General features: G+C 63.3%; 22 protein-coding genes. 10 read left to right on the top strand and 12 right to left on the bottom strand.

All coding sequences use genetic code 11. The features are described 5' to 3' along the window. Positions 1-49: 49 nt before the first annotated feature. From AC07FD_RS35480 to mdh, 6 genes are all read right to left on the bottom strand, one after another. Positions 50-3,037 carry a 2-oxoglutarate dehydrogenase E1 component gene (locus AC07FD_RS35480; protein WP_478353607.1) on the bottom strand — a complete coding sequence of 996 codons (2,988 nt, stop codon included), beginning with the start codon at positions 3,035-3,037 and terminating at the stop codon, positions 50-52. A 129-nt stretch (positions 3,038-3,166) separates the two neighbouring features. Next, positions 3,167-4,069, bottom strand: a complete 903-nt coding sequence (gene sucD / locus AC07FD_RS35475) for a succinate--CoA ligase subunit alpha (RefSeq protein WP_027042853.1) — start codon at positions 4,067-4,069, stop codon at positions 3,167-3,169. 14 nt (positions 4,070-4,083) lie between these two features. Then, entirely contained in the window at positions 4,084-4,581 is a 498-nt protein-coding gene (locus AC07FD_RS35470; protein ID WP_478353606.1) for a DUF1579 family protein, read from the bottom strand. A 2-nt stretch (positions 4,582-4,583) separates the two neighbouring features. Continuing rightward, complete coding sequence (locus tag AC07FD_RS35465; RefSeq protein ID WP_478353605.1) at positions 4,584-4,955, bottom strand: cupin domain-containing protein; 372 nt, start codon at positions 4,953-4,955, stop codon at positions 4,584-4,586. Between the two features lie 4 nt (positions 4,956-4,959). Next, a complete protein-coding gene (gene sucC / locus AC07FD_RS35460; RefSeq protein ID WP_478353604.1) occupies positions 4,960-6,153 on the bottom strand; it encodes an ADP-forming succinate--CoA ligase subunit beta in 1,194 nt (397 codons plus the stop codon). Between the two features lie 30 nt (positions 6,154-6,183). After that, on the bottom strand, positions 6,184-7,152 hold the full coding sequence (gene mdh / locus AC07FD_RS35455) for a malate dehydrogenase (protein WP_095084011.1): 969 nt from the start codon (positions 7,150-7,152) through the stop codon (positions 6,184-6,186). Positions 7,153-7,388: 236 nt separating this feature from the next. Here mdh and AC07FD_RS35450 point away from each other — a divergent pair, with 236 nt between their 5' ends. Next, on the top strand, positions 7,389-7,817 hold the full coding sequence (locus tag AC07FD_RS35450) for an N-acetyltransferase family protein (protein WP_478353603.1): 429 nt from the start codon (positions 7,389-7,391) through the stop codon (positions 7,815-7,817). Positions 7,818-7,874: 57 nt separating this feature from the next. Here the strand turns inward: AC07FD_RS35450 and zapE are convergent, their stop codons facing one another. Together zapE and AC07FD_RS35440 are read right to left on the bottom strand one after the other, a co-directional pair. After that, positions 7,875-9,074 (bottom strand): cell division protein ZapE, encoded by a 1,200-nt coding sequence (zapE, locus tag AC07FD_RS35445; RefSeq protein ID WP_478353602.1) that lies wholly within the window; start codon positions 9,072-9,074, stop codon positions 7,875-7,877. Between the two features lie 86 nt (positions 9,075-9,160). After that, positions 9,161-9,700 (bottom strand): protease inhibitor Inh/omp19 family protein, encoded by a 540-nt coding sequence (locus tag AC07FD_RS35440; protein ID WP_095084008.1) that lies wholly within the window; start codon positions 9,698-9,700, stop codon positions 9,161-9,163. Positions 9,701-9,983: 283 nt separating this feature from the next. Between AC07FD_RS35440 and AC07FD_RS35435 the strand changes: the two genes are divergently transcribed. The 8 genes from AC07FD_RS35435 to AC07FD_RS35400 all read left to right on the top strand — a co-directional run bounded on the left by AC07FD_RS35435 (position 9,984) and on the right by AC07FD_RS35400 (position 17,253). Beyond that, positions 9,984-10,994, top strand: a complete 1,011-nt coding sequence (locus AC07FD_RS35435; protein ID WP_478353601.1) for an MBL fold metallo-hydrolase — start codon at positions 9,984-9,986, stop codon at positions 10,992-10,994. 73 nt (positions 10,995-11,067) lie between these two features. Next, entirely contained in the window at positions 11,068-11,229 is a 162-nt protein-coding gene (locus tag AC07FD_RS35430) for a DUF1328 family protein (RefSeq protein WP_010912345.1), read from the top strand. 72 nt (positions 11,230-11,301) lie between these two features. Then, a complete protein-coding gene (gene dapF / locus AC07FD_RS35425; protein ID WP_478353600.1) occupies positions 11,302-12,186 on the top strand; it encodes a diaminopimelate epimerase in 885 nt (294 codons plus the stop codon). Next, on the top strand, positions 12,186-13,478 hold the full coding sequence (mtaB, locus tag AC07FD_RS35420; protein WP_478353599.1) for a tRNA (N(6)-L-threonylcarbamoyladenosine(37)-C(2))-methylthiotransferase MtaB: 1,293 nt from the start codon (positions 12,186-12,188) through the stop codon (positions 13,476-13,478). The genes dapF and mtaB overlap by 1 nt, the downstream gene beginning before the upstream one ends. 12 nt (positions 13,479-13,490) lie before the next feature. Beyond that, positions 13,491-15,254 (top strand): signal recognition particle-docking protein FtsY, encoded by a 1,764-nt coding sequence (ftsY, locus tag AC07FD_RS35415; RefSeq protein WP_478353598.1) that lies wholly within the window; start codon positions 13,491-13,493, stop codon positions 15,252-15,254. A 61-nt stretch (positions 15,255-15,315) separates the two neighbouring features. Continuing rightward, positions 15,316-15,990, top strand: a complete 675-nt coding sequence (locus AC07FD_RS35410) for a septation protein A (RefSeq protein WP_184872615.1) — start codon at positions 15,316-15,318, stop codon at positions 15,988-15,990. Between the two features lie 72 nt (positions 15,991-16,062). Beyond that, a complete protein-coding gene (locus tag AC07FD_RS35405) occupies positions 16,063-16,683 on the top strand; it encodes a pyridoxamine 5'-phosphate oxidase family protein (protein ID WP_478353597.1) in 621 nt (206 codons plus the stop codon). 39 nt (positions 16,684-16,722) lie between these two features. Further along, positions 16,723-17,253: an NADPH-dependent FMN reductase gene (locus AC07FD_RS35400; protein WP_478353596.1), complete on the top strand. Its 531-nt coding sequence runs from the start codon at positions 16,723-16,725 to the stop codon at positions 17,251-17,253. Positions 17,254-17,255: 2 nt separating this feature from the next. Here the strand turns inward: AC07FD_RS35400 and AC07FD_RS35395 are convergent, their stop codons facing one another. After that, positions 17,256-17,465 carry a tautomerase family protein gene (locus AC07FD_RS35395; RefSeq protein ID WP_478353595.1) on the bottom strand — a complete coding sequence of 70 codons (210 nt, stop codon included), beginning with the start codon at positions 17,463-17,465 and terminating at the stop codon, positions 17,256-17,258. Between the two features lie 33 nt (positions 17,466-17,498). Beyond that, entirely contained in the window at positions 17,499-18,419 is a 921-nt protein-coding gene (locus tag AC07FD_RS35390) for an SMP-30/gluconolactonase/LRE family protein (protein WP_478353594.1), read from the bottom strand. 388 nt (positions 18,420-18,807) lie between these two features. Here AC07FD_RS35390 and AC07FD_RS35385 point away from each other — a divergent pair, with 388 nt between their 5' ends. Then, entirely contained in the window at positions 18,808-18,975 is a 168-nt protein-coding gene (locus tag AC07FD_RS35385; RefSeq protein ID WP_478353593.1) for a hypothetical protein, read from the top strand. A gap of 184 nt (positions 18,976-19,159) precedes the next feature. Here AC07FD_RS35385 and AC07FD_RS35380 read toward each other — a convergent pair whose 3' ends face one another. Both AC07FD_RS35380 and ccmD read right to left on the bottom strand, forming a co-directional pair. Then, positions 19,160-19,735, bottom strand: coding sequence for a DsbE family thiol:disulfide interchange protein (locus AC07FD_RS35380; protein WP_478353592.1), 576 nt, complete (start codon positions 19,733-19,735; stop codon positions 19,160-19,162). Next, positions 19,732-19,899, bottom strand: coding sequence for a heme exporter protein CcmD (ccmD, locus tag AC07FD_RS35375; protein ID WP_478353591.1), 168 nt, complete (start codon positions 19,897-19,899; stop codon positions 19,732-19,734). The genes AC07FD_RS35380 and ccmD overlap by 4 nt, the downstream gene beginning before the upstream one ends. Positions 19,900-19,955: the final 56 nt, after the last annotated feature.

Here is a 19,955-nt window from a genome sequence, read left to right as displayed (position 1 = left end):
TTCTTCCTGAGTTATTCGCCCAGATCTGTTCTATTCAGCCGAGTCTCTTCTATTCACCGAGCGCGTCTTCGAGCAAGGCGGCGAGCTGGGCAAGGTGCTTCGACATCAGTCCGGTCGCCGGCGAGGCGGCCGCCGGGCGGCCGGTGTAGCGCACCCGCTGATGCTTGGCGTCGATATGCGCCAGCACCCATTCCAGATAGGGGTCGATGAACGACCAGGCGCCCATGTTCTTTGGCTCTTCCTGGCACCACACCATCTCCGCATTGCGGAAACGCGACAGTTCCGTAATCAGCGCCTTGGCCGGGAACGGATAGAGCTGTTCGACGCGCAGCAAATAGATGTCGTTGATGCCTCGCTTCTCGCGCTCCTCGTAGAGGTCGTAATAGACCTTGCCCGAGCACAGCACGACGCGGCGGATCTTGGAATCCTTGGTGAGCTTGATCGCCTGGTTGGGCAACAGCTGCGCGTCGTCCCACAGCAGCCGGTGGAACGAGCTTTCGCCCGACATTTCCGGCAGCGTCGACACCGCCCGCTTGTGGCGCAGCAGCGACTTCGGCGTCATCAGGATCAGCGGCTTGCGGAAATCCCGCTTCAGCTGCCGGCGCAGAATGTGGAAGTAGTTAGCCGGCGTCGTGCAGTTCGCCACTTGCATGTTGTCTTCGGCGCAAAGCTGCAGGAAGCGCTCCAGCCGCGCCGAGGAATGTTCCGGACCCTGGCCTTCATAGCCATGCGGCAAGAGGCAGACGAGGCCCGACATTCTGAGCCACTTGCGCTCGCCCGAGGAGATGAACTGGTCGAACACCACCTGCGCGCCGTTGGCGAAGTCGCCGAACTGGGCTTCCCACAAGGTCAGCGCCTTCGGCTCGGCCAGGCTGTAGCCATATTCGAAGCCCAGCACCGCCTCTTCCGACAACATCGAGTTGATGACTTCGTAGCCGGCCTGCGCCGCCGACAGATTGTTGAGCGGGATGTAGCGGGTCTCGTCGCGCTGGTCGTAGAGCACGGAATGGCGCTGCGAGAAGGTGCCGCGTTCGGAATCCTGGCCCGACAGGCGGATCGGATTGCCGTCGAGCAGGATGGCGCCGAAGGCCAGCGCCTCGGCCGTCGACCAGTCGATGCCTTCGCCGGACTCGATCGCCTGGCGGCGATTCTCGAGGAAGCGGATGATCGTCTTGTGCGCCTCGAAATCCTTCGGCACCTCGGTCAGCTTCTTGCCGATTTCCTTCAGCGTCTTGACCGGCACGGCGGTCTTGCCGCGCCGCTGTTCGTCCTGGTTGTCGGCCGTGCGCAGGCCCGACCAGGCGCCGTCCAGCCAGTCGGCCTTGTTGGGCTTGTAGCTCTGGCCGACTTCCCACTCGGATTCCAGATGCGCCCGCCAGTCGGCCTTCAGCTGGTCGAGTTCGGCCTGGGTGATGTGGCCCTCGGCGATCAGCCGGTCGCCATAGATCTGCACCGTCGTCTTGTGGGTGCGGATGTTGCGGTACATGATCGGCTGGGTGAAGGCCGGTTCGTCGCCCTCATTATGGCCGAAGCGGCGGTAGCAGAACATGTCGACCACGACCGGCTTGTGGAACTTCATGCGAAATTCGATCGCTACCTTGGTGGCATGCACCACGGCTTCCGGATCGTCGCCATTGACGTGAAAGATCGGCGCTTCGATCATCTTGGCCACATCAGACGGATAGGGCGACGAGCGCGAGAAACGCGGATTGGTGGTGAAGCCGATCTGGTTGTTGATGATGAAATGCAGCGTGCCGGCGACGCGGTGGCCGCGCAGGCCCGACAGGCCGAGGATTTCGGCGATCACACCCTGGCCGGCGAAGGCGGCATCGCCGTGCAGCAGCAGCGGCAGCACCTTGGCGCGCTCTTCCAGCGGCACGATCTCCTCGCGGCTGCGGCCAAACAGATAGTCCTGCTTGGCGCGCGCCTTGCCCATCACCACCGGATCAACGATTTCCAGATGCGAGGGATTGGCGGTCAAGGACAGATGCACCTTGTTGCCATCGAACTCGCGGTCCGACGAGGCGCCGAGATGGTACTTGACGTCGCCCGAGCCTTCGACCTCGTCGGGTGCGGCCGAACCGCCCTTGAACTCGTGGAAGATGGCGCGGTGCGGCTTGGCCATCACCTGGGAGAGCACGTTCAGCCGACCGCGATGCGCCATGCCAAGCACGATCTCTTTCATGCCGAGCTGGCCGCCGCGCTTGACGATCTGCTCCAGCGCCGGGATCAGCGATTCACTGCCATCAAGGCCGAAGCGCTTGGTGCCCTTGTACTTGACATCGATGAACTGCTCGAAGCCTTCGGCCTCGACCAGCTTCTGCAGGATCGCCTTCTTGCCGGTGGCGGTGAAGGAGATCTCCTTGTCGGCGCCCTCGATGCGCGCCTGGATCCAGGCCTTTTCCTCGGGATCGGAAATATGCATGAACTCGACGCCCAGCGTCGAGCAATAGGTGCGCGTCAGGATCTCCAGCATCTGCCGGATCGTGCCGAATTCGAGCCCGAGCACATTGTCGAGGAAGATCGGCCGGTCGTAGTCGGCGGCGGTGAAGCCGTAATTCTCCGGCGACAATTCGTTGTAGTCCTCGAGCGGCTTGGCGATGCCGAGCGGGTCGAGATTGGCGTGCAGATGGCCGCGCATGCGGTAGGCGCGGATCATCATGATGGCGCGAACCGAATCGCGCGTCGCCTGGTGCACGTCGGCGTCGGAAAGGATGATGCCGTTGGTGACCGCCTTATCCTTGACCTTCTTTTCCAGATGCTTCTCGACGATGCCCCAGTTGCCGTCGAGCGCCGACACCAGTTCGCCATTGGCCTGCAGCGGCCAGGAGGGCTTCGCCCAGGAGGCGCCCTTGGCGTTCCTGCGCACATCGCCGGCGTCGTCCTTCAGCCCGGCGAAGAACTCCTGCCATTCGGGATTGACCGAGGCTGGATCGTCCTCATAGGCGGCATAGAGCGCGTCGATGTAGTCGGCGTTGCCGCCATAGAGGAACGAAGTGAGCGAAAATTGGTCGTTGGCCTGATCTTGTCTTGCCATGTCTCTATCGAAGCCTTGGCTTCGTCTCCTTGTCAGAGCGAATAGTGAGTAGCGAATAGCGAGTAGGGATTTTCCCCAGGTCGCGCCGTTACTCCGTTTCCTATTCGCTATTCACTACTCGCTACTCACTTAACCCTTGATCGCCTCGACCAGCGTCGTGCCCAGCCGGGCCGGCGAGGGCGAAACTTTTATCCCGGCCGATTCCATCGCCGCGATCTTGTCCTCGGCGCCGCCCTTGCCGCCGGAGATGACCGCGCCCGCATGACCCATGGTGCGGCCGGCCGGCGCAGTGCGCCCGGCGATGAAGCCGGCCATCGGCTTTTTGCGGCCACGCTTGGCTTCGTCCTTGAGGAACTGCGCGGCGTCTTCCTCGGCCGAACCGCCGATCTCGCCGATCATGATGATCGACTTGGTCTCGTCATCGGCGAGGAACATCTCGAGCACGTCGATGAATTCGGTGCCCTTGACAGGGTCGCCGCCAATGCCGACGGCGGTGGTCTGGCCGAGGCCGACATTGGTGGTCTGGAACACAGCCTCATAGGTAAGTGTTCCCGAGCGCGAAACAACGCCGACCGAGCCCTTGCGGAAGATGTTTCCCGGCATGATGCCGATCTTGCATTCGTTGGGGGTGAGCACGCCCGGGCAGTTCGGGCCGATCAGCCGCGAGGTCGAGCGGTCGAGCCGCGCCTTGACCTTGATCATGTCCATCACCGGAATGCCTTCGGTGATGCAGATGATCAGCGGGATCTCGGCCTCGATCGCTTCCAGGATCGCTTCGGCGGCGCCCGCCGGCGGCACATAGACGACCGAAGCGTTGGCGCCGGTCTTTTCCTTGCCCTCGGCGACGGTGGCGAAGATCGGCAGGCTCTCGCCCTTCGAGCCGGTCCACGTCTCGCCGCCCTTCTTGGGATGGATGCCGCCGACCATCTTGGTGCCGTGATAGGCCAGCGCCTGTTCGGTGTGGAACGTACCGGTCTTGCCGGTCAGGCCTTGCACCAGCACCTTGGTGTTCTTGTCGACGAGAATGGACATGGTGGCCCTTTTTCTTAGAAATCGTTGATCGAGGAAGGTGAGACACGGCTGTAGACGCCGCTCACCATGTCTTGCCAGACATCGCTGCCGGCGGGTTGGAACTGCAGTCGCATGCGGTAACTGTCATTGCTGTCGAAATCGTAGGTAACCCGGGCCGACCCGCGCGGCGACGAGCGCAGCAGCGTCAGCGTATTGCCATCCCAGGTGCCTGTAGCCGGTGCGGCCGGCACAAAGCCCATCGAGTCGAATTGATGCATGGTTACGACGCTGCTTTGCTGGTCGAAGCCGAACACGCTGTGCGCGCCGAACGACACCGTGCCGTCGCGGCGCTGGCGATAGTGCTGCACCACGAACAGGCCGCCAAATTCAACCACGGCAACTGCTTCGGCCGTCGCTGTGCTGGCATCGGTCCATTGCGTGGCCGCCACATCTTCCTCGCCACGCCAAGTGCCGACTAGCGCTTGCAGGCGCTGGTGGTCGGACGAGAGCGAAGAGAAGGAGGCCGCGTTCATGGTCAGAGCCGCTTCAGATCGGCGACGGTGAGGTCGCTCTTGGCGTTGCCCGTGTTGAGCGTCGTCGCCGGCTCGAACATCAGCACCACCGGTTCCTTGCTTAGCGAACGCGGCCGGTGCTCGACGCCGCGCGGCACGACCATGAAGTCGCCCTCGCCGAGCTCGACCGGACCGTCGCGGAAATCGATTGCGATGCGGCCGCGCAGCACGAGGAAGGCTTCATCCTCATTGTCATGCGCATGCCAGTCGAATATCTCGCCGAACTTGGCGACTTTCGCCTGGCTGTCATTGACGTCGCCGGCAATATGCGGATCGAAGACCTTGTTGATCTTCGCGTCCGCCGCCTCGACCAGGTTTATCTTGCGCGGCGGCACCGGATCAGCCCTTCACCACCGCCACGATCTTCTTGGCCGCGTCGTCGAGGTCATCGGCCGACACGACGTTGAGGCCGCTGTCGTTGATGATTTTCTTGCCGAGTTCGGCATTGGTGCCTTCCAGGCGCACCACCAGCGGCACTTCCAGGCCGACTTCCTTAACCGCGGCAATCACGCCCTCGGCGATGATGTCGCACTTCATGATGCCGCCAAAGATGTTGATCAGGATGCCCTTGACCGCCGGATCCTTGGTGATGATCTTGAACGCCGCCGTCACTTTCTCCTTGGACGCACCGCCGCCGACATCGAGGAAGTTGGCCGGTTCGGCGCCATAGAGCTTGATGATGTCCATCGTCGCCATGGCGAGGCCGGCGCCGTTGACCATGCAGCCGATATTGCCGTCGAGCGCGACATAGGCGAGGTCGTATTTCGACGCCTCGATCTCCTTCTCGTCCTCTTCGGTGGTGTCGCGCAGTTCGAGCACGTCGGGATGGCGGAACAGCGCGTTGTTGTCGAACGACACTTTTGCGTCGAGCACGCGCAGCCGGCCGCTCTTCATGACGATCAGCGGGTTGACCTCGAGCAGGCTCATGTCCTTCTCGACAAAGGCCTTGTAGAGGATCGGGAACAGCGTATCGCCATCCCGGCCGGCGTCGCCGTCGAGCTTCAGCGCGCCGTTGAGCGCCTTCAGATCGGCGGATGTGACGCCTTTCTCCGGGTCGATGGCGACAGTGATGATCTTTTCCGGCGTGTCGTGCGCGACCGCCTCGATGTCCATGCCGCCTTCGGTCGAGACGACGAAGGCAACGCGGCCCACCGAGCGGTCGACCAGGATCGACAGATAGAGCTCGCGCTCGATGTCGGCACCGTCCTCGATATAGAGGCGGTTGACCTGCTTGCCGGCGGGACCGGTCTGCTTGGTCACCAGCGTATGCCCGAGCATCTCGTTGGCGTTGGCGACCACGTCGGCCACCGACTTCGCCAGCCTGACCCCACCCTTGGCGTCGGGGCCGAGTTCCTTGAACTTGCCCTTGCCACGGCCGCCGGCATGGATCTGGCTCTTCACCACATAGAGCGGGCCGGGCAGCGCCTTGGCGGCGGCTTCCGCCTCGCTTGCCTTGAACACCGGCACGCCTTCGGCCACCGGCGCGCCAAAGCTCTTCAGCAGCGCCTTGCCCTGATACTCATGGATGTTCATCTTCGATGTCTCCGGGTCGACTGCTGGGGGTTACTTCGAGGCGAGCTGCGGCGCGATCTTGACGCAGGCCTCGGTCAGGCCCTGCACCGTCGCCACCGAAGCGTCGAACATCTTCTGCTCGCTCTTGTTGAGGTCGATCTCGATAATGCGCTCGACGCCGCCGGCGCCGATCACCACGGGCACGCCGACATAGGTGTTCTTGACGCCATACTGGCCGGAAAGATACGCCGCGCACGGCAGCACGCGCTTCTTGTCCTTGAGATAGGCTTCCGCCATCGAGATCGCCGAGGCGGCCGGGGCGTAATAGGCCGAGCCGGTCTTGAGCAGGCCGACGATCTCGGCGCCGCCGTCGCGGGTGCGCTGCACGATCTGGTCGAGCTTCTCCTTCGAGGTCCAGCCCATCTTGATCAGGTCGGGCAGCGGGATGCCGGAAACCGTCGAATAGCGGATCATCGGCACCATGGAATCGCCATGGCCGCCGAGCACGAAGGCGGTGACGTCCTCGACCGAGACCTTGAATTCCTCGGCCAGGAAATAGCGGAAGCGCGAACTGTCGAGCACGCCGGCCATGCCGACGACGTGGCTCTTGGGCAGGCCCGAGAACTTCTGCAGCGCCCAGACCATGGCGTCGAGCGGGTTGGTGATGCAGATCACGAAGGCCTTCGGTGCATATTTCTTCAGGCCGGCGCCGACCTGTTCCATGACCTTCAGATTGATGCCGAGCAGGTCGTCGCGACTCATGCCCGGCTTGCGCGGCACGCCGGCGGTGACGATGCAGACGTCGGCACCCTCGATGCCGGCATAGTCGTTGACGCCGGTGAGACGGCTGTCGAAGCCATCGACCGGCGACGACTGCGCGATATCGAGCCCCTTGCCTTGTGGGATACCCTCGGCAATATCGAACAGCACCACGTCGCCGAGGTCCTTGAGACCGATCATGTGGGCGAGCGTGCCGCCGATCATGCCAGAGCCGATAAGCGCTATCTTGTTGCGTGCCATGTCAGGATGTTTTCCCTTTGTCAGTGACGGCGCCCAAGTCCTTGGCGACTTGGTTGGCGGCGTCGAGGAAGAGGCCGGAATGCTGCGAGGAACCCGCGGATTTTCGCCGCACCAAATAGCCTTGGTGCAAGATAAATTCAATCGATTATTTCGGAGCTAGCATTTTCAATCGGTTAGATACATTGGGACTTACGTAAACGTCAAAGTTTGTAAGCCGACTTGAGAGAATTTACACAATGAAGATGGAAATCCGAAGGCTATTCCAAGGCGATGACGCCCTTGTGATGGAGGTCGCCGAGGACGTCTTCGACGAGCCGGTCAGGCCGGATCGGCTGGCAGCCTATCTCCGCGAACCCGGCCATTTCATGATCGTGGCGCTCGCCGACGGCGTGGTCGTCGGGCAATGCGCCGCCGTCATCCACCGCCACCCCGACAAGGTCAGCGAGCTCTATATCGACGAGGTCGGCGTTTCGCCGGCCTTCCAGCGCCAGGGCGTCGCGCGAGACATGCTCGACGCGATGTTCGCGATTGGCCGCGAGCATGGTTGCGAGGAGGCCTGGGTCGGCACCGAGCCGGGCAATGTGCCTGCCCGCGCGCTTTATGAGTCGCGCAAGGAGCCGCATGGGCCGGCGGAAGATTTCGTGATGTATCTGTATGCGCTTTAGATCTTTGGCGCCGGCGGGACAGAGGGGGGGGAGGATCGCAACCTTTCGGAGACTATCTCAGGCCCGTGCCTGTTCCGCCTCCGGCGCAGCCTTCGCCTTGCGCCGCTCCGCCCAATCCTCCAGCCAGTCGCGGCTTTGCATCTCGATCAGGCGTGATGCGGTGCGCTCGAACTCGAACACCTCGACGCCGCGTTTGGCTTGATAGAGCTGCGGCGGCGGGGCCTCGGCGCTGACCACCAGCCGCACGTGATGATCGTAGAGCGTATCGATCAACAGGATGAAGCGCTTGGCCTCGTTGCGCTTGCCTTCGCCGAGCACCGGGACGTGATCGATGAAGACGGTCGAGAAACGGCCCGCAATCGCCAGGAAATCGCGGGCCCCGAGCGGCTTTTCGCAGAGATCGGCGAAGGAAAACCGCGCCGCATCGCCGGCGGCAGCCGGCACGACCACCTGCCGTCCCTTGAGGGTCAGCGAGGTCTCGGCCGTCGGCACGCCCCGCGTCATGGTTTGCCAGGCCTCGTCGAGCATCTCGTCGGACGCCGCACCGGCCGGCGTGACATAGACCGGCGTGCGGACGAGCTTTTCCAGCCGGTAGTCCTTGTCGGCGTCGAGCGACAGCACCCGCGCATGCCGCTCCAGGATACCGATGAAAGGCAGAAAAAGCTGGCGGTTCAGGCCGTCACCATAGAGATTCTCCGGCGCCACGTTCGAGGTGGCGACCAGCACCACGCCGCTGGCAAACAGCGCCGAAAACAGCCGCGACAGGATCATCGCGTCGGCAATGTCGGTGACCGAGAACTCGTCGAAGCACAGCACCCAGGCCTGCTCGGCAAGCGCCTTGGCCACCGGCGGAATCGGGTCGTCCTCCTTGACCGTGCCATCCTTGCGCGCCTGCCGGTGCTTCTGGATGCGGTCCTGCACGTCGGCCATGAAGTCGTTGAAATGGACGCGGCGCTTGCGCCGCACCGGCAGCAATTCGAAGAACATGTCCATCAGCATGGTCTTGCCGCGGCCGACGCCGCCATGGATGTAGAGGCCTTTGACGGCCTCATGCGTCTCACGCTTGCGGGCAAACAGCCAGCCAAGTGCACTGGATTTGTGCGCCAGCCGCTTGGCCGAAATCTCGTCGGTCAGCCGGTCCAGCGCGGCGGCGATCCGTTCCTGCGCCGGATCGCGTTCGATCGCGCCGGTTTCCACCAGATGGTCGTAGCGCTGCCTGACGGTCGCATGGGTCTGGAGGCCGTCACGCAGATGCATCGGTCACGTCGTTGTCGAGCAATTCCAGGAAGGGTGTGTAGCGTTTTTCCGTTCGGAATGCGTAAGAAAAAATAAGGGGCGGTCGCCTACCTTGTAAGCGAAATCGCCTGGCCGTTGGAAGTCTGGCCGTCGAATTTCGAGCCGCCCGACGAATAGAGCCGCGCCAGCGTGCCGCCATTTTCGTCATAGAGCGTCAGCTGCTTGCCGGCGACATTCCACGACTTGATGCCGTCGATCGGCGCCGGGCAGTGCAACGGTCCGGCGCGGAAGCCGGCGCCGAACTTTGTCTGCGGAGTCGCCACCTTGCAGCTCTGGCCCGAAACGCTGGCATTCCAGACACCGGCGACGCTGGCCGCGGTCAGGTCCGCGGCACCGGCGGGCGCCGAGCCGTCCGGCGGCAAGGACGCAACCTGCGTATTGCCAGGCGCGGTCGGGAATTTCGACGGGTCGGTGGCGCCCGGTGCTGCCGGCGGCGGCAGCTGATTGGCGGTCACCTGGCCGGCCGGTGCCGGCTGCAGCGGTGCCGGCTGCTGGTCGTCCATCGACGAGAACCGTGAGGTCGAACAGCCACTCGCAACGAGCGCCGCCAGCGATACGGCCACCAGGCCGCTTTTCGAAAAAATCATTCCAACCTCCGTCGGATTCGGCTGGGGGGCGCCGTCCGCACAATCTCACCCCCACCAAGATGGAGAAGGTGGCGAAATTTCAACCCGATATGGTTAAAATACGGTTTGCAGCAAGATCTGTTGCAAATTTATCGCAATCCGAGCGTCACCGGTCGCCTGTCGCTCCAACCCTTGGGATAGGCTCACCCCGTATCGGCCCCAAGCGCCCCCGGCAAGTCAAATGCTTGCGCCGGCCAGCATTGGTCCTATCTCTTGAAAACCGAAACCTGCTGGAGCTGCAAAATTGGCCGCGAGAAAGAGGGCTGCCAACCGTTACTACAGCGGCCCACCCAGCGATCATTTCGACGGCACCTTGTTCTTCAATCCCGACGGCCAGCCACCCGGCCGCTTCGCCGACCTGCTGAAATGGCAGTTGAGCGGCAAGCGCTCGAAATGGCCGACGCCCACTCCGAACCCCTCTCCGCAGGTCAAACCGGCGACACGGATCGAAGGCGCAGCACTGCAAGTAACCATGGTCGGTCATTCCACCTTGCTGATCCAGACCGCGGGCCTGAACATCCTCACCGATCCGGTCTGGTCGCCGCGTGTATCGCCGCTCTCCTTTGCAGGACCGAAACGGATCAACCCGCCAGGCATCGCCTTCGCCGACCTGCCGGCGATCGACCTCGTCCTGGTCAGCCACAACCATTACGACCATCTCGACCTCGCCACGCTGAAGCGGCTGAAGGCCAGCCACGACCCGCTGGTGATCACCCCGCTCGGCAACGATGCGCTGATTGCCGATGCGGTTCCCGGCATGCGGCTGTCGGCGCATGACTGGGGCGACAGGGTCGAGATAGGCGACCGCGTCGCCGTCCATGTCGAACCGGTGCACCACTGGTCGGCGCGTGGCGCCCGCGACCGGCGCATGGCGCTGTGGGCCGGCTTCGTCATCGAGACGCCGGATGGCAACGTCTATTTCGCCGGCGACACCGGCTTCCACGATGGCATCAACTACCGGCTGATGGCTGCAAAGCATGGCGGTTTCCGTTTCGCCATCCTGCCGATCGGCGCCTATGAGCCGCGCTGGTTCATGGCGCCGCAGCATCAGAATCCGGAAGAGGCCGTGCACGGCATGAAATTGTGCAAAGCCGCCTATGCCGCCGGCTGCCACTGGGGCACCTTCCAGCTCACCGACGAACCGATCGACGAGCCGGCCCGGAAATTGACCGAGGCGCTCGACGATCAAGGCATTCCGCGGCAGCGCTTTCGCGCCTTGCGGCCAGGCGAGGTCTGGGACGTGCCAGCCATCTAGCCGAGCTGCCCGCCAAGGAACCCAAATTGCTAGACCGCGTTGCTTCCCCAACGCAATTTGGCTTGGCCTCTCCATGATCAAATGGATCATCATTTTGCTGATCGTCGCCGCGGCGGCGAGCCTGCTCGGCATGCCGGCCCTGGCAGGAGCCGCCGCCACCGGCGCGCGCATCCTCATCGGCATTGTTCTGGTCATCTTCCTGCTGGTGGTGCTCGGCATCTTCGCGGTGACGTAGCCCTGCTGCGCACTGGTAATTCCTGCTCGTTTCCGCCATATAGCGCCAAACGGACACGGAATTCGCGGAGCAATGGCCAGCACTGCCCCTTTCGCCAAGATGAACGGCATCGGCAACGAGATCATCGTTGCCGATATGCGTAGCCGTGCCGATCGGGTGACGGCGGCCGCGGCAATCGCGCTGAACGCCGATGCCGCGACCAGGTTCGACCAGATCATGGCGATCCACGACGCCAGGACGCCAGGCACCGCCTTTTTCATCGACATCTTGAATTCCGACGGCTCCAAGGCGCAGGCCTGCGGCAACGGCATGCGCTGCGTCGTCCAGGCGCTGGCCGCCGAGACCAGCCAGAAGAATTTCACCTTCGAGACCGTCGCCGGCATCCTCAACGCGCGCGAACATGCCGATGGGTCGATCTCGGTCGACATGGGCACACCGCGTTTCGGCTGGCAGGATATTCCGCTGGCCGAGGAATTCCACGATACCCGTATGATCGAGCTGCAGATCGGCCCGATCGACGCGCCGGTTCTGCATTCGCCCTCGGTCGTCTCGATGGGCAACCCGCACGCCATCTTCTGGGTCGACCGCGACGTCTGGTCCTATGAGCTCGACCGCTTCGGGCCGCTGCTCGAGAACCATCCGATGTTTCCCGAACGCGCCAACATCACCATCGCCGAGGTCACCTCGCACGACACCATGGTCATCCGCACCTGGGAGCGCGGCGCCGGCCTGACCAAGGCCTGCGGCTCCGCCGCATGCGCATCGGTGGTCGCGGCGGCCCGCACCAACCGGACCGGCCGCAGTGTCAGCCTGATGACTCCAGGCGGCGGCTCGCTCCATGTCGAATGGCTTGAAAATGACCACGTCATCCTCACGGGTGCCGCCGAATGGGAGTTTTCCGGCAGCTTCGATCCGTCGACCGGCGCCTGGGCCCGCGACACCGAAAGCGCGGCCTGATGGCCTCCCAGGGTATCGATGTCGTCACCTTCGGCTGCCGGCTGAACATCTATGAGTCCGAGGTTATGCGGCGCGAGGCGGAAAGCGCCGGCCTTGGCGCACTGGAAGGCGGCGCCGTGATCTTCAACACCTGCGCCGTGACCGGCGAGGCGGTGCGCCAGGCCAAGCAGGCGATCCGCAAGGCGCGTCGCGACAACCCCAAAGCGCGCATCATCGTCACCGGCTGCGCCGCCCAGACCGAACCGCAGAATTTCACCGCCATGGACGAGGTCGACCTCGTGCTTGGCAATGAGGAGAAGCTGAAGGCGAACTCCTATCGCGCACTGCCGGATTTCGGTGTCAACGACACCGAGAAGGCACGCGTCAACGACATCTTTTCAGTGCGCGAGACTGCCGGCCACATGGTCGACGCCATCGAGGGCAGGGCGCGCGCCTTCGTCCAGGTTCAGAATGGCTGCGACCACCGCTGCACCTTCTGCATCATCCCTTACGGCCGCGGCAATTCCCGTTCGGTGCCAATGGGCGCCGTGGTCGAGCAGGTCAAGCGCCTCGCCGGCAATGGCTATGCCGAGATCGTGCTGACCGGCGTCGACATGACCAGTTTTGGCGCCGACCTGCCGGGCGCGCCGAAGCTCGGCAAACTTGTGAAGACCATCCTCAGGCAGGTGCCCGATGTGCAGCGGCTGCGGCTGTCCTCCATCGATTCGATCGAGGCCGACGATGATTTGCTCGACGCCATCGCCACCGAGCCGCGGCTGATGCCGCATCTGCATCTGTCGCTGCAGTCCGGCGACGACATGATCCTGAAGCGCATGAAGCGCCGGCATCTACGCGATCAGTCGATCCGCTTCTGCGAGGATGTGCGCAAATTGCGCCCCGGCATCGTCTTCGGCGCCGATATCATCGCGGGCTTTCCGACCGAAACGGATGACATGTTCGAAAATTCGGAAAAGATCGTCGAGGAATGCGGACTGACGCATCTCCATGTCTTCCCGTTCAGCCCCCGCGAAGGCACGCCCGCCGCGCGCATGCCGCAGGTGCGGCGCGATTTGGTCAAGCAGCGCGCTGCCCGGCTGCGTGCCGCCGGTGAAGCTGCGTACCGGCGCCATCTGTCGTCGCTTTCCGGAACCCGCCAGTCGATCCTGATCGAGCGTGACGGCCTCGGCCGCACCGAAGGGTTTACCCTTGCCGCACTTGGTACAGGCGTGCCGGGTGAGATCGTCGAGGCCGATATCACCGGCCATGATGGTATCAGGCTTATCGCGGCGCCCCTTGCCGCCCGCGCCGCCTGAGAAACGTAAAGCATGGCTGGTTTTTTCAAGAAGATATTTTCGTTCGGCAAGAAGGAAGTGGTCGAGGAGCGGGTCGACGAGACCGCCCCACTGCCGCCGATCAAATGGGAAGCTCTCGATGCGCTGAAGCCGGCGGCCGAACAGATCGTTCCGGAATTTCTGAAGCGCGACGAGCCGCAGGCCGAGGTGGAAACTGCGCCGACGCCGACGGTCGAGCCGGAGGTAATTCCCGCGCCGGAACCGGCGCCTGTCGAGGAACCGGCGCCAGAGCCGGCACCGATCATTCCGGCCGAGCCGGAAATCCAGCCTGAGCCTGCCCCGGTCGAAGAGCCGATGCCGGTTGAACCGGAAGCGCCCGTCGAGGAGCCTGCGTCCGAGGAAATCCCGGCCGCGCCTGTGGCGCCCGAGCCGATTCCCGAACCGGAGCCGCCGGAAATTCCGGCGCCGGAGCGGCCGGAAATCGTCCCGCCGCAACCGCAGTTACAGCCGGAGCCTGTGCCTGTCGAAGTGCCGGCGCCACCGGTCGAGGCTCCGGCCGAAACGCCGGCACCCGAAATCCCTCCGGCCGAGATTTCGCCGCCCATTCGTCAGCCGGCTCCGATCGAGCAGCAACCTGTGCGCGCCGAGATCGCGCCGGAGATCCAAGCCGCGCCAGCGCCCCACCCTCCCCTCGATGGGGAGGGTCGCCGCGAAGCGGCGGGGTGGGGTGGCAGCGCCGGCGCTGGTCACTCCCACCCCCGAGCTGCGCTCGGGACCTCCCCCATCGAGGGGGAGGTAAAGCCAGCTCCCGGCAAGGTGACCGTCACCAAGAAGGTCGAGCAGAAAGCCGAGCCGCAGAAGGCACCGGAACCGGCACCGAGGCGTTCATGGTTCCAGCGCATGAGGGACGGGCTTGCCCGCTCGTCGCGCGAACTCACCGGCAACATCGCCGGCGTCTTCACCAAGCGCAAGCTGGATGAAGAGACCTTGCAGGACCTGGAGGACGTGCTGATCCGCGCCGACCTCGGCATGGAGACCGCCCTGCGCGTCACCGACGCGCTGGCTTCCAGCCGCTACGGCAAGGATGTCTCGGACACCGAGGTTCGCGCCATCATGGCGGCCGAGGTGGAGAAGGTGCTGACCCACGTCGCCATGCCGCTCGAGCTCGATCTCTCGCACAAGCCGCATGTCATCCTGGTGGTCGGCGTCAACGGCACCGGCAAGACCACCACCATCGGCAAGCTGGCGGCCAAGCTGACCGATGGCGGCCTGTCGGTGATGTTGGCTGCCGGCGACACGTTCCGCGCCGCCGCGATCGAGCAATTGAAGATATGGGGCGAGCGGACGAAATCGCCGGTCATCGCCTCCAAACTCGGCGCCGACGCCGCGGGGCTGGCCTATGACGCCTTCGAGAAGGCCAAGGAAGCCGGTTCCGACGTGCTGATCATCGACACCGCCGGCCGCCTGCAGAACAAGACCGAACTGATGGCCGAGCTCGAAAAGATCGTCCGTGTGCTGGGCAAGCTAGACCCGGAAGCACCGCACACCGTATTGCAGACGGTCGACGCCACCACCGGCCAGAACGCGCTCAACCAGGTCGAGATCTTCCGCAATGTCGCTGGCGTCAACGGCCTGGTGATGACCAAGCTGGACGGCACGGCGCGTGGCGGTATTCTGGTGGCGATCGCGGCAAAGCACAAATTGCCGGTCTATTTCATCGGCGTCGGCGAACAGGTCGACGACCTCGAACCTTTTTCGGCAAGCGAATTCGCCAGGGCGATCGCTGGAGTTGCCTGACAAGCATGTCCCAAAAAGTTGCAGGCTTTTTGGATCAGATTGTGCGTAAGAAAGAAAGTCCATGAACCCACCCATTCTCGAACGCGATCCGTCCGATCCGCAAAAGCAGAAGAAGGAAGGCGTCAATCCGCTGCTCAAGCTGGTGCTGGAGCTGGGGCCGTTGATGGTGTTCTTCTTCGCCAATGCGCGCGGCGAGTGGCTGGTGGGGAAATTCCCTGTCCTGGCCGAATTCGGCGGGCCGATCTTCGTCGCCACCGGCCTGTTCATGGCCGCCACGGCAATCGCGCTGATCGCCTCATGGCTGCTGATGCGCACCTTGCCTATCATGCCGATGGTGTCCGGCGTCGTCGTCTTCATCTTCGGCGCGCTGACGCTCTATCTGCAGGACGACATCTTCATCAAGATGAAGCCGACCATCGTCAACACGCTGTTCGGCGGCGTGCTGCTCGGCGGCCTCTACTTCGGCAAGTCGCTGCTCGGCTATGTCTTCGATTCGGCCTTCAGCCTCGACGCCGAGGGCTGGAGGAAATTGACCTTCCGCTGGGGTCTGTTCTTCCTGTTCCTGGCCCTTGCCAATGAAGTGGTGTGGCGGAATTTCTCCACCGACGCCTGGGTTACCTTCAAGGTCTGGGGCATCATGCCGATCACGCTTCTGTTCACCTTCAGCCAGATGCCGCTGATCCTGCGCCATTCGCTCGAAGACAAGGCCGGGAAGGAAGAAAAGGCGGGCAAATAGCGCAATTCCAAGAAAAGCGCATAGCGCTTTCCCTCAGGCAATTGCGTCAAACAAAGCTCTGGGGAGAGGGCCATGGAATTCGTCACCACGCGCGATGAACTGAGGACGATCTACAAGACACCGCGACCGACCGATGGCTCGATCCGCAAGGAATTGAAGGCGCTCGACGGCCATTGCCGCTCCTTCATCGGCAAGAGCCCCTTCGTACTGATCGGTTCGTCCGACGGCGCCGGCAATGCCGATGTGACGCCGAAGGGCGACAGGCCCGGCTTCGCCGCCGTTCTCGACGACAGGGCCATCGCCATCCCTGACCGGCCCGGCAACAACCGGCTGGATACGCTGGAAAACATCCTCCTCAACCCGTCGGTCGGGCTGCTGTTCCTCATTCCCGGCATGAACGAGACGCTGCGCGTCAACGGCGACGCGCGCATCACTGTCGACGCGACCTTGCGCGAACGGCTCGCCGTCGACGGCAAGCAACCGCAAAGCATCGTCGTCGTCTCCGTCAAGGCCGCTTACATGCATTGCGCAAAGGCCTTCATGCGCTCGGATCTGTGGAAGCCGGAAACCTGGTACGATCGCGCGACGCTGCCGACGCTCGGCCAGATTCTACACGACCAGCTGGCGGTGGCCGATTCGGCCGAGGCGACCGACCGCTGGCTGGACGACGCCTACAAGCAGACCATGTGGTAGGCTTTTGGGACGACGATTCGTCCTGACCGGTTCCAACCCTTGCTGAACATCCTTGCGATCTCCGGCAGCCTGCGGGCGGCCTCCACCAATTCCGCGCTGGTCGCGGCCCTGGCGCGGAATGCTCCGCCCGGCTGTCGGGTCACAGTCTATGACCGGCTTGGTCGTCTGCCGATCTTCAATCCCGACGATGAGGGCGAGCGGACGCCGCTCGCGGCATCCGAACTGATCGACGCGGTCGCTCAAGCCGACGGCGTCATCGTCTCCTGTCCGGAATATGCCCATGGTGTGCCGGGCGGGCTGAAGAACGCCCTCGACTGGCTGGTGTCGCGCGACGCCGCTGTCGAGAAGCCTGCGATGCTGGTGCACGCCTCGCCGCGTTCGATGTTTGCCCGCGCCGCGCTGACCGAGATCATGCGCACGATGTCGTTTGCGCTTTGCGAAGATGTGCTGGAGATCGCCCTGCTCGGCAAGAAGCCGCCGGAGGTGGAGACCATCCTGGCTAAGCCGGAAAACCGGCTGGCGATGCACAATGCGCTGTCCGCTTTCACGGACTTCATCGCTAGCCGCTGAGGCTACTTTTTGCTTCTCAGTGTCTCCACATCGGTCTTGCCGACGTACCAGTCGCGGGCGTTGACCTCCTCGAAGACCACCCAGACATCGTCATTGCTGAGGCCGGTGGCGTCCATGATGGCGGCCGTGACTTGCTTGGCTATGTCCGCCTTCTTGCCCGCCGGATCGGCGGCGATCACTTCCTTGACGATGCGGATGTTGACGAATGGCATGATTTCCTCCCCTTCGATTTTGTTGACGGCAGCTCAGTACGTTTTGGCGCCGTTGACCATCAGCCGCACCATGTAGAGTGAGGTGGTGCCCGCTATATAGAGGCAATTCCGCTTGTTGCCGCCGAACACGCAATTGGCCGTCACCTCCGGCACCTTGACCTTGCCGATCAGCGTCCCGTCCGGATCGTAGCAGTGGATGCCGTCGGCGGCACTGGTCCAGATGCGGCCGTCCTCATCGAGCCTGAAGCCGTCGAACAGGCCGGCCGTGCAGTCGGCGAAGATCTTTTCACCCGACACCTTTTTGCCGCCCTTGCCGACATTGAACACCCGTATATGGGCAGGATCCTGCGCGCCATGCGTGCGGCCGGTGTCGGCGACATAGAGCTTGCTCTCGTCAACCGAGAAGGCAAGGCCGTTGGGCCTGACCATATCGGTGATGACGGCCTCGACCTCGCCGGTGCCGGGATCGACCCGGTAGACGTAGCAGGCGCCGATCTCGCTTTCGGCCTTGTCGCCCTCATAGTCGGTGTCGATGCCGTAGCTCGGATCGGTGAACCAGATCGAGCCATCCGACTTGACCACCGCATCGTTGGGCGAGTTCAGCCGCTTGCCGCGCCATTTGGCGGCAATGGTGGTGACCGAGCCGTCGAACTCGGTGCGACTGACGCGGCGGCCCGAATGCTCGCAGGTCACCAGCCGGCCCTGCCGGTCGACGGTGTTGCCGTTGGAATTGCCGGAGGGCTGACGGAAGACGCTGACGTTGCCGTCGGTCTCGTCGTAGCGCAGCATGCGGTTGTTCGGAATGTCGGACCAGACGACGTAGCGGCCGGCGGCGAACCAGGCCGGCCCTTCCGCCCATTGGCATCCAGTGAACAGCTTTTCCACTTGGGCGTTGGAATTGAACAGCCGCGCGAAACGCGGATCAAGAATTTCGTAATAATCTTCGGCGGCCATGCTTTTTCTCCCGGCATTTAGGTCGGGCGCATGATCCCGAAAAATCGATTCCGATCTCCGGAAAGGATCATGCGCAAAATGAAAGTGCTACAGCGTTCTTTGCACGTCCGGAAAGACGCGACGCTACAGGCGCGATCAAGCCAGCCGGCGATCGATCTGGCAAGATCGATGATGAGCGCTTCACCGCATCTTGACCTCTCAAGGCAGATCGGAAGCAACGCCAACTCATCAGAACTGCCAGTAAGGACCGATTAACCGGCTATGCGCTGCGTGCAATGGTGCATTGCAACATCTTCTTTTTGCAATGAACCACTACTATGTCATGCTTCGTATCGATCAAGGGAGGAAGAACCGGCCGCCAGAAATGCGGCACAGAAGGAACCTTGCTATGATCTTCAACGACATCATGACCCGCGCTCGCACCAGCATTGCCAAGCGCAAGCACTACAACCGCCTCGTCGCCGAAATCGACAGCTTTTCCAGCCGCGACTTGGCCGACATGCGCGCTGACCGTTCAGAAATGCTCTACCAGGTCCACAAGCAGATCTACGGCTGATCTCGGACTATTGCTCGGCGCCGCCCAGGCGCGTTGAGATTGAGGTCAGGCCGAGCCGGAGTCGAAGACGGGCGCGAAGCGACCAAACAAGGTGGTTCCGAGAACCGGAGCGGAGCGTACTTTTGGGTACGTGAGCACCGGAAGCCCAGGAAGCCGCCGTTTGCAGGCCGGCAACACCTGAATATCAATGCGCGGCCAGTGCCTTGTCGATCTGCGGCAATAACACCGTCCGCGCCGTCTCGGCCGTCAGCGGGCCGACATACTTATAGGCGATCTTGCCGTCCTTGCCGATGACGAAGGTTTCCGGCACGCCGTAGACGCCCCAGTCGATCGCCGTGCGCCCAGCTTCGTCAACCCCTATCGCCTGGAACGGATTGCCGAGATCGCCGAGGAACCGGCGGGCGTTTTCCGGTTGGTCCTTATAGTTCAGCGCCGCCATCACGAAACGCTTGTCCTGCGCCAGCGCCAGCAGCACCGGGTGCTCTTCGCGGCACGGTGCGCACCACGACGCAAACACGTTGACCAGCGTGACCTTGCCGGCGAAGGATTTCGTATCGAGCCCGGGCAGGTTGATGCCCTCCAGCGCTGGCAGGTTCGTCTGCGGCGCCGGCAGGCCGATCAGGGCCGACGGCACTTCCGAAACATCGCGCCCCGACAACAGCTGCGACAGGAACAGTCCGGCCAGGCCGAGGAAGATCAACAGCGGCAAAAGCACGAACAGGCGGCGACTGGGTGGTGGCGTTTCCGTTTCCATGCTCATGGCTTGGCACCCTTGTCGGAACGCCGCCGCACGCCTGACGCTTCCAGTTCGGCGAGCTCGCGCTTGCGCGCCCGCTGGTCGAGCAGGATCCAGCCGACCAGCCCGGCCAGCACCACGACGGTGATCGTGTAGGCAGCGGTCACGTAGAGTGCGTGCGCGCTCATGCGGCAGGCTCCGCCAGGGTGCCGCTTTCCAAACCGGTCATGTCGCCCAATTCGAA

Source organism: Mesorhizobium waitakense, from assembly GCF_056431085.1.
This window is presented reverse-complemented; position numbering and strand designations above follow the sequence as displayed.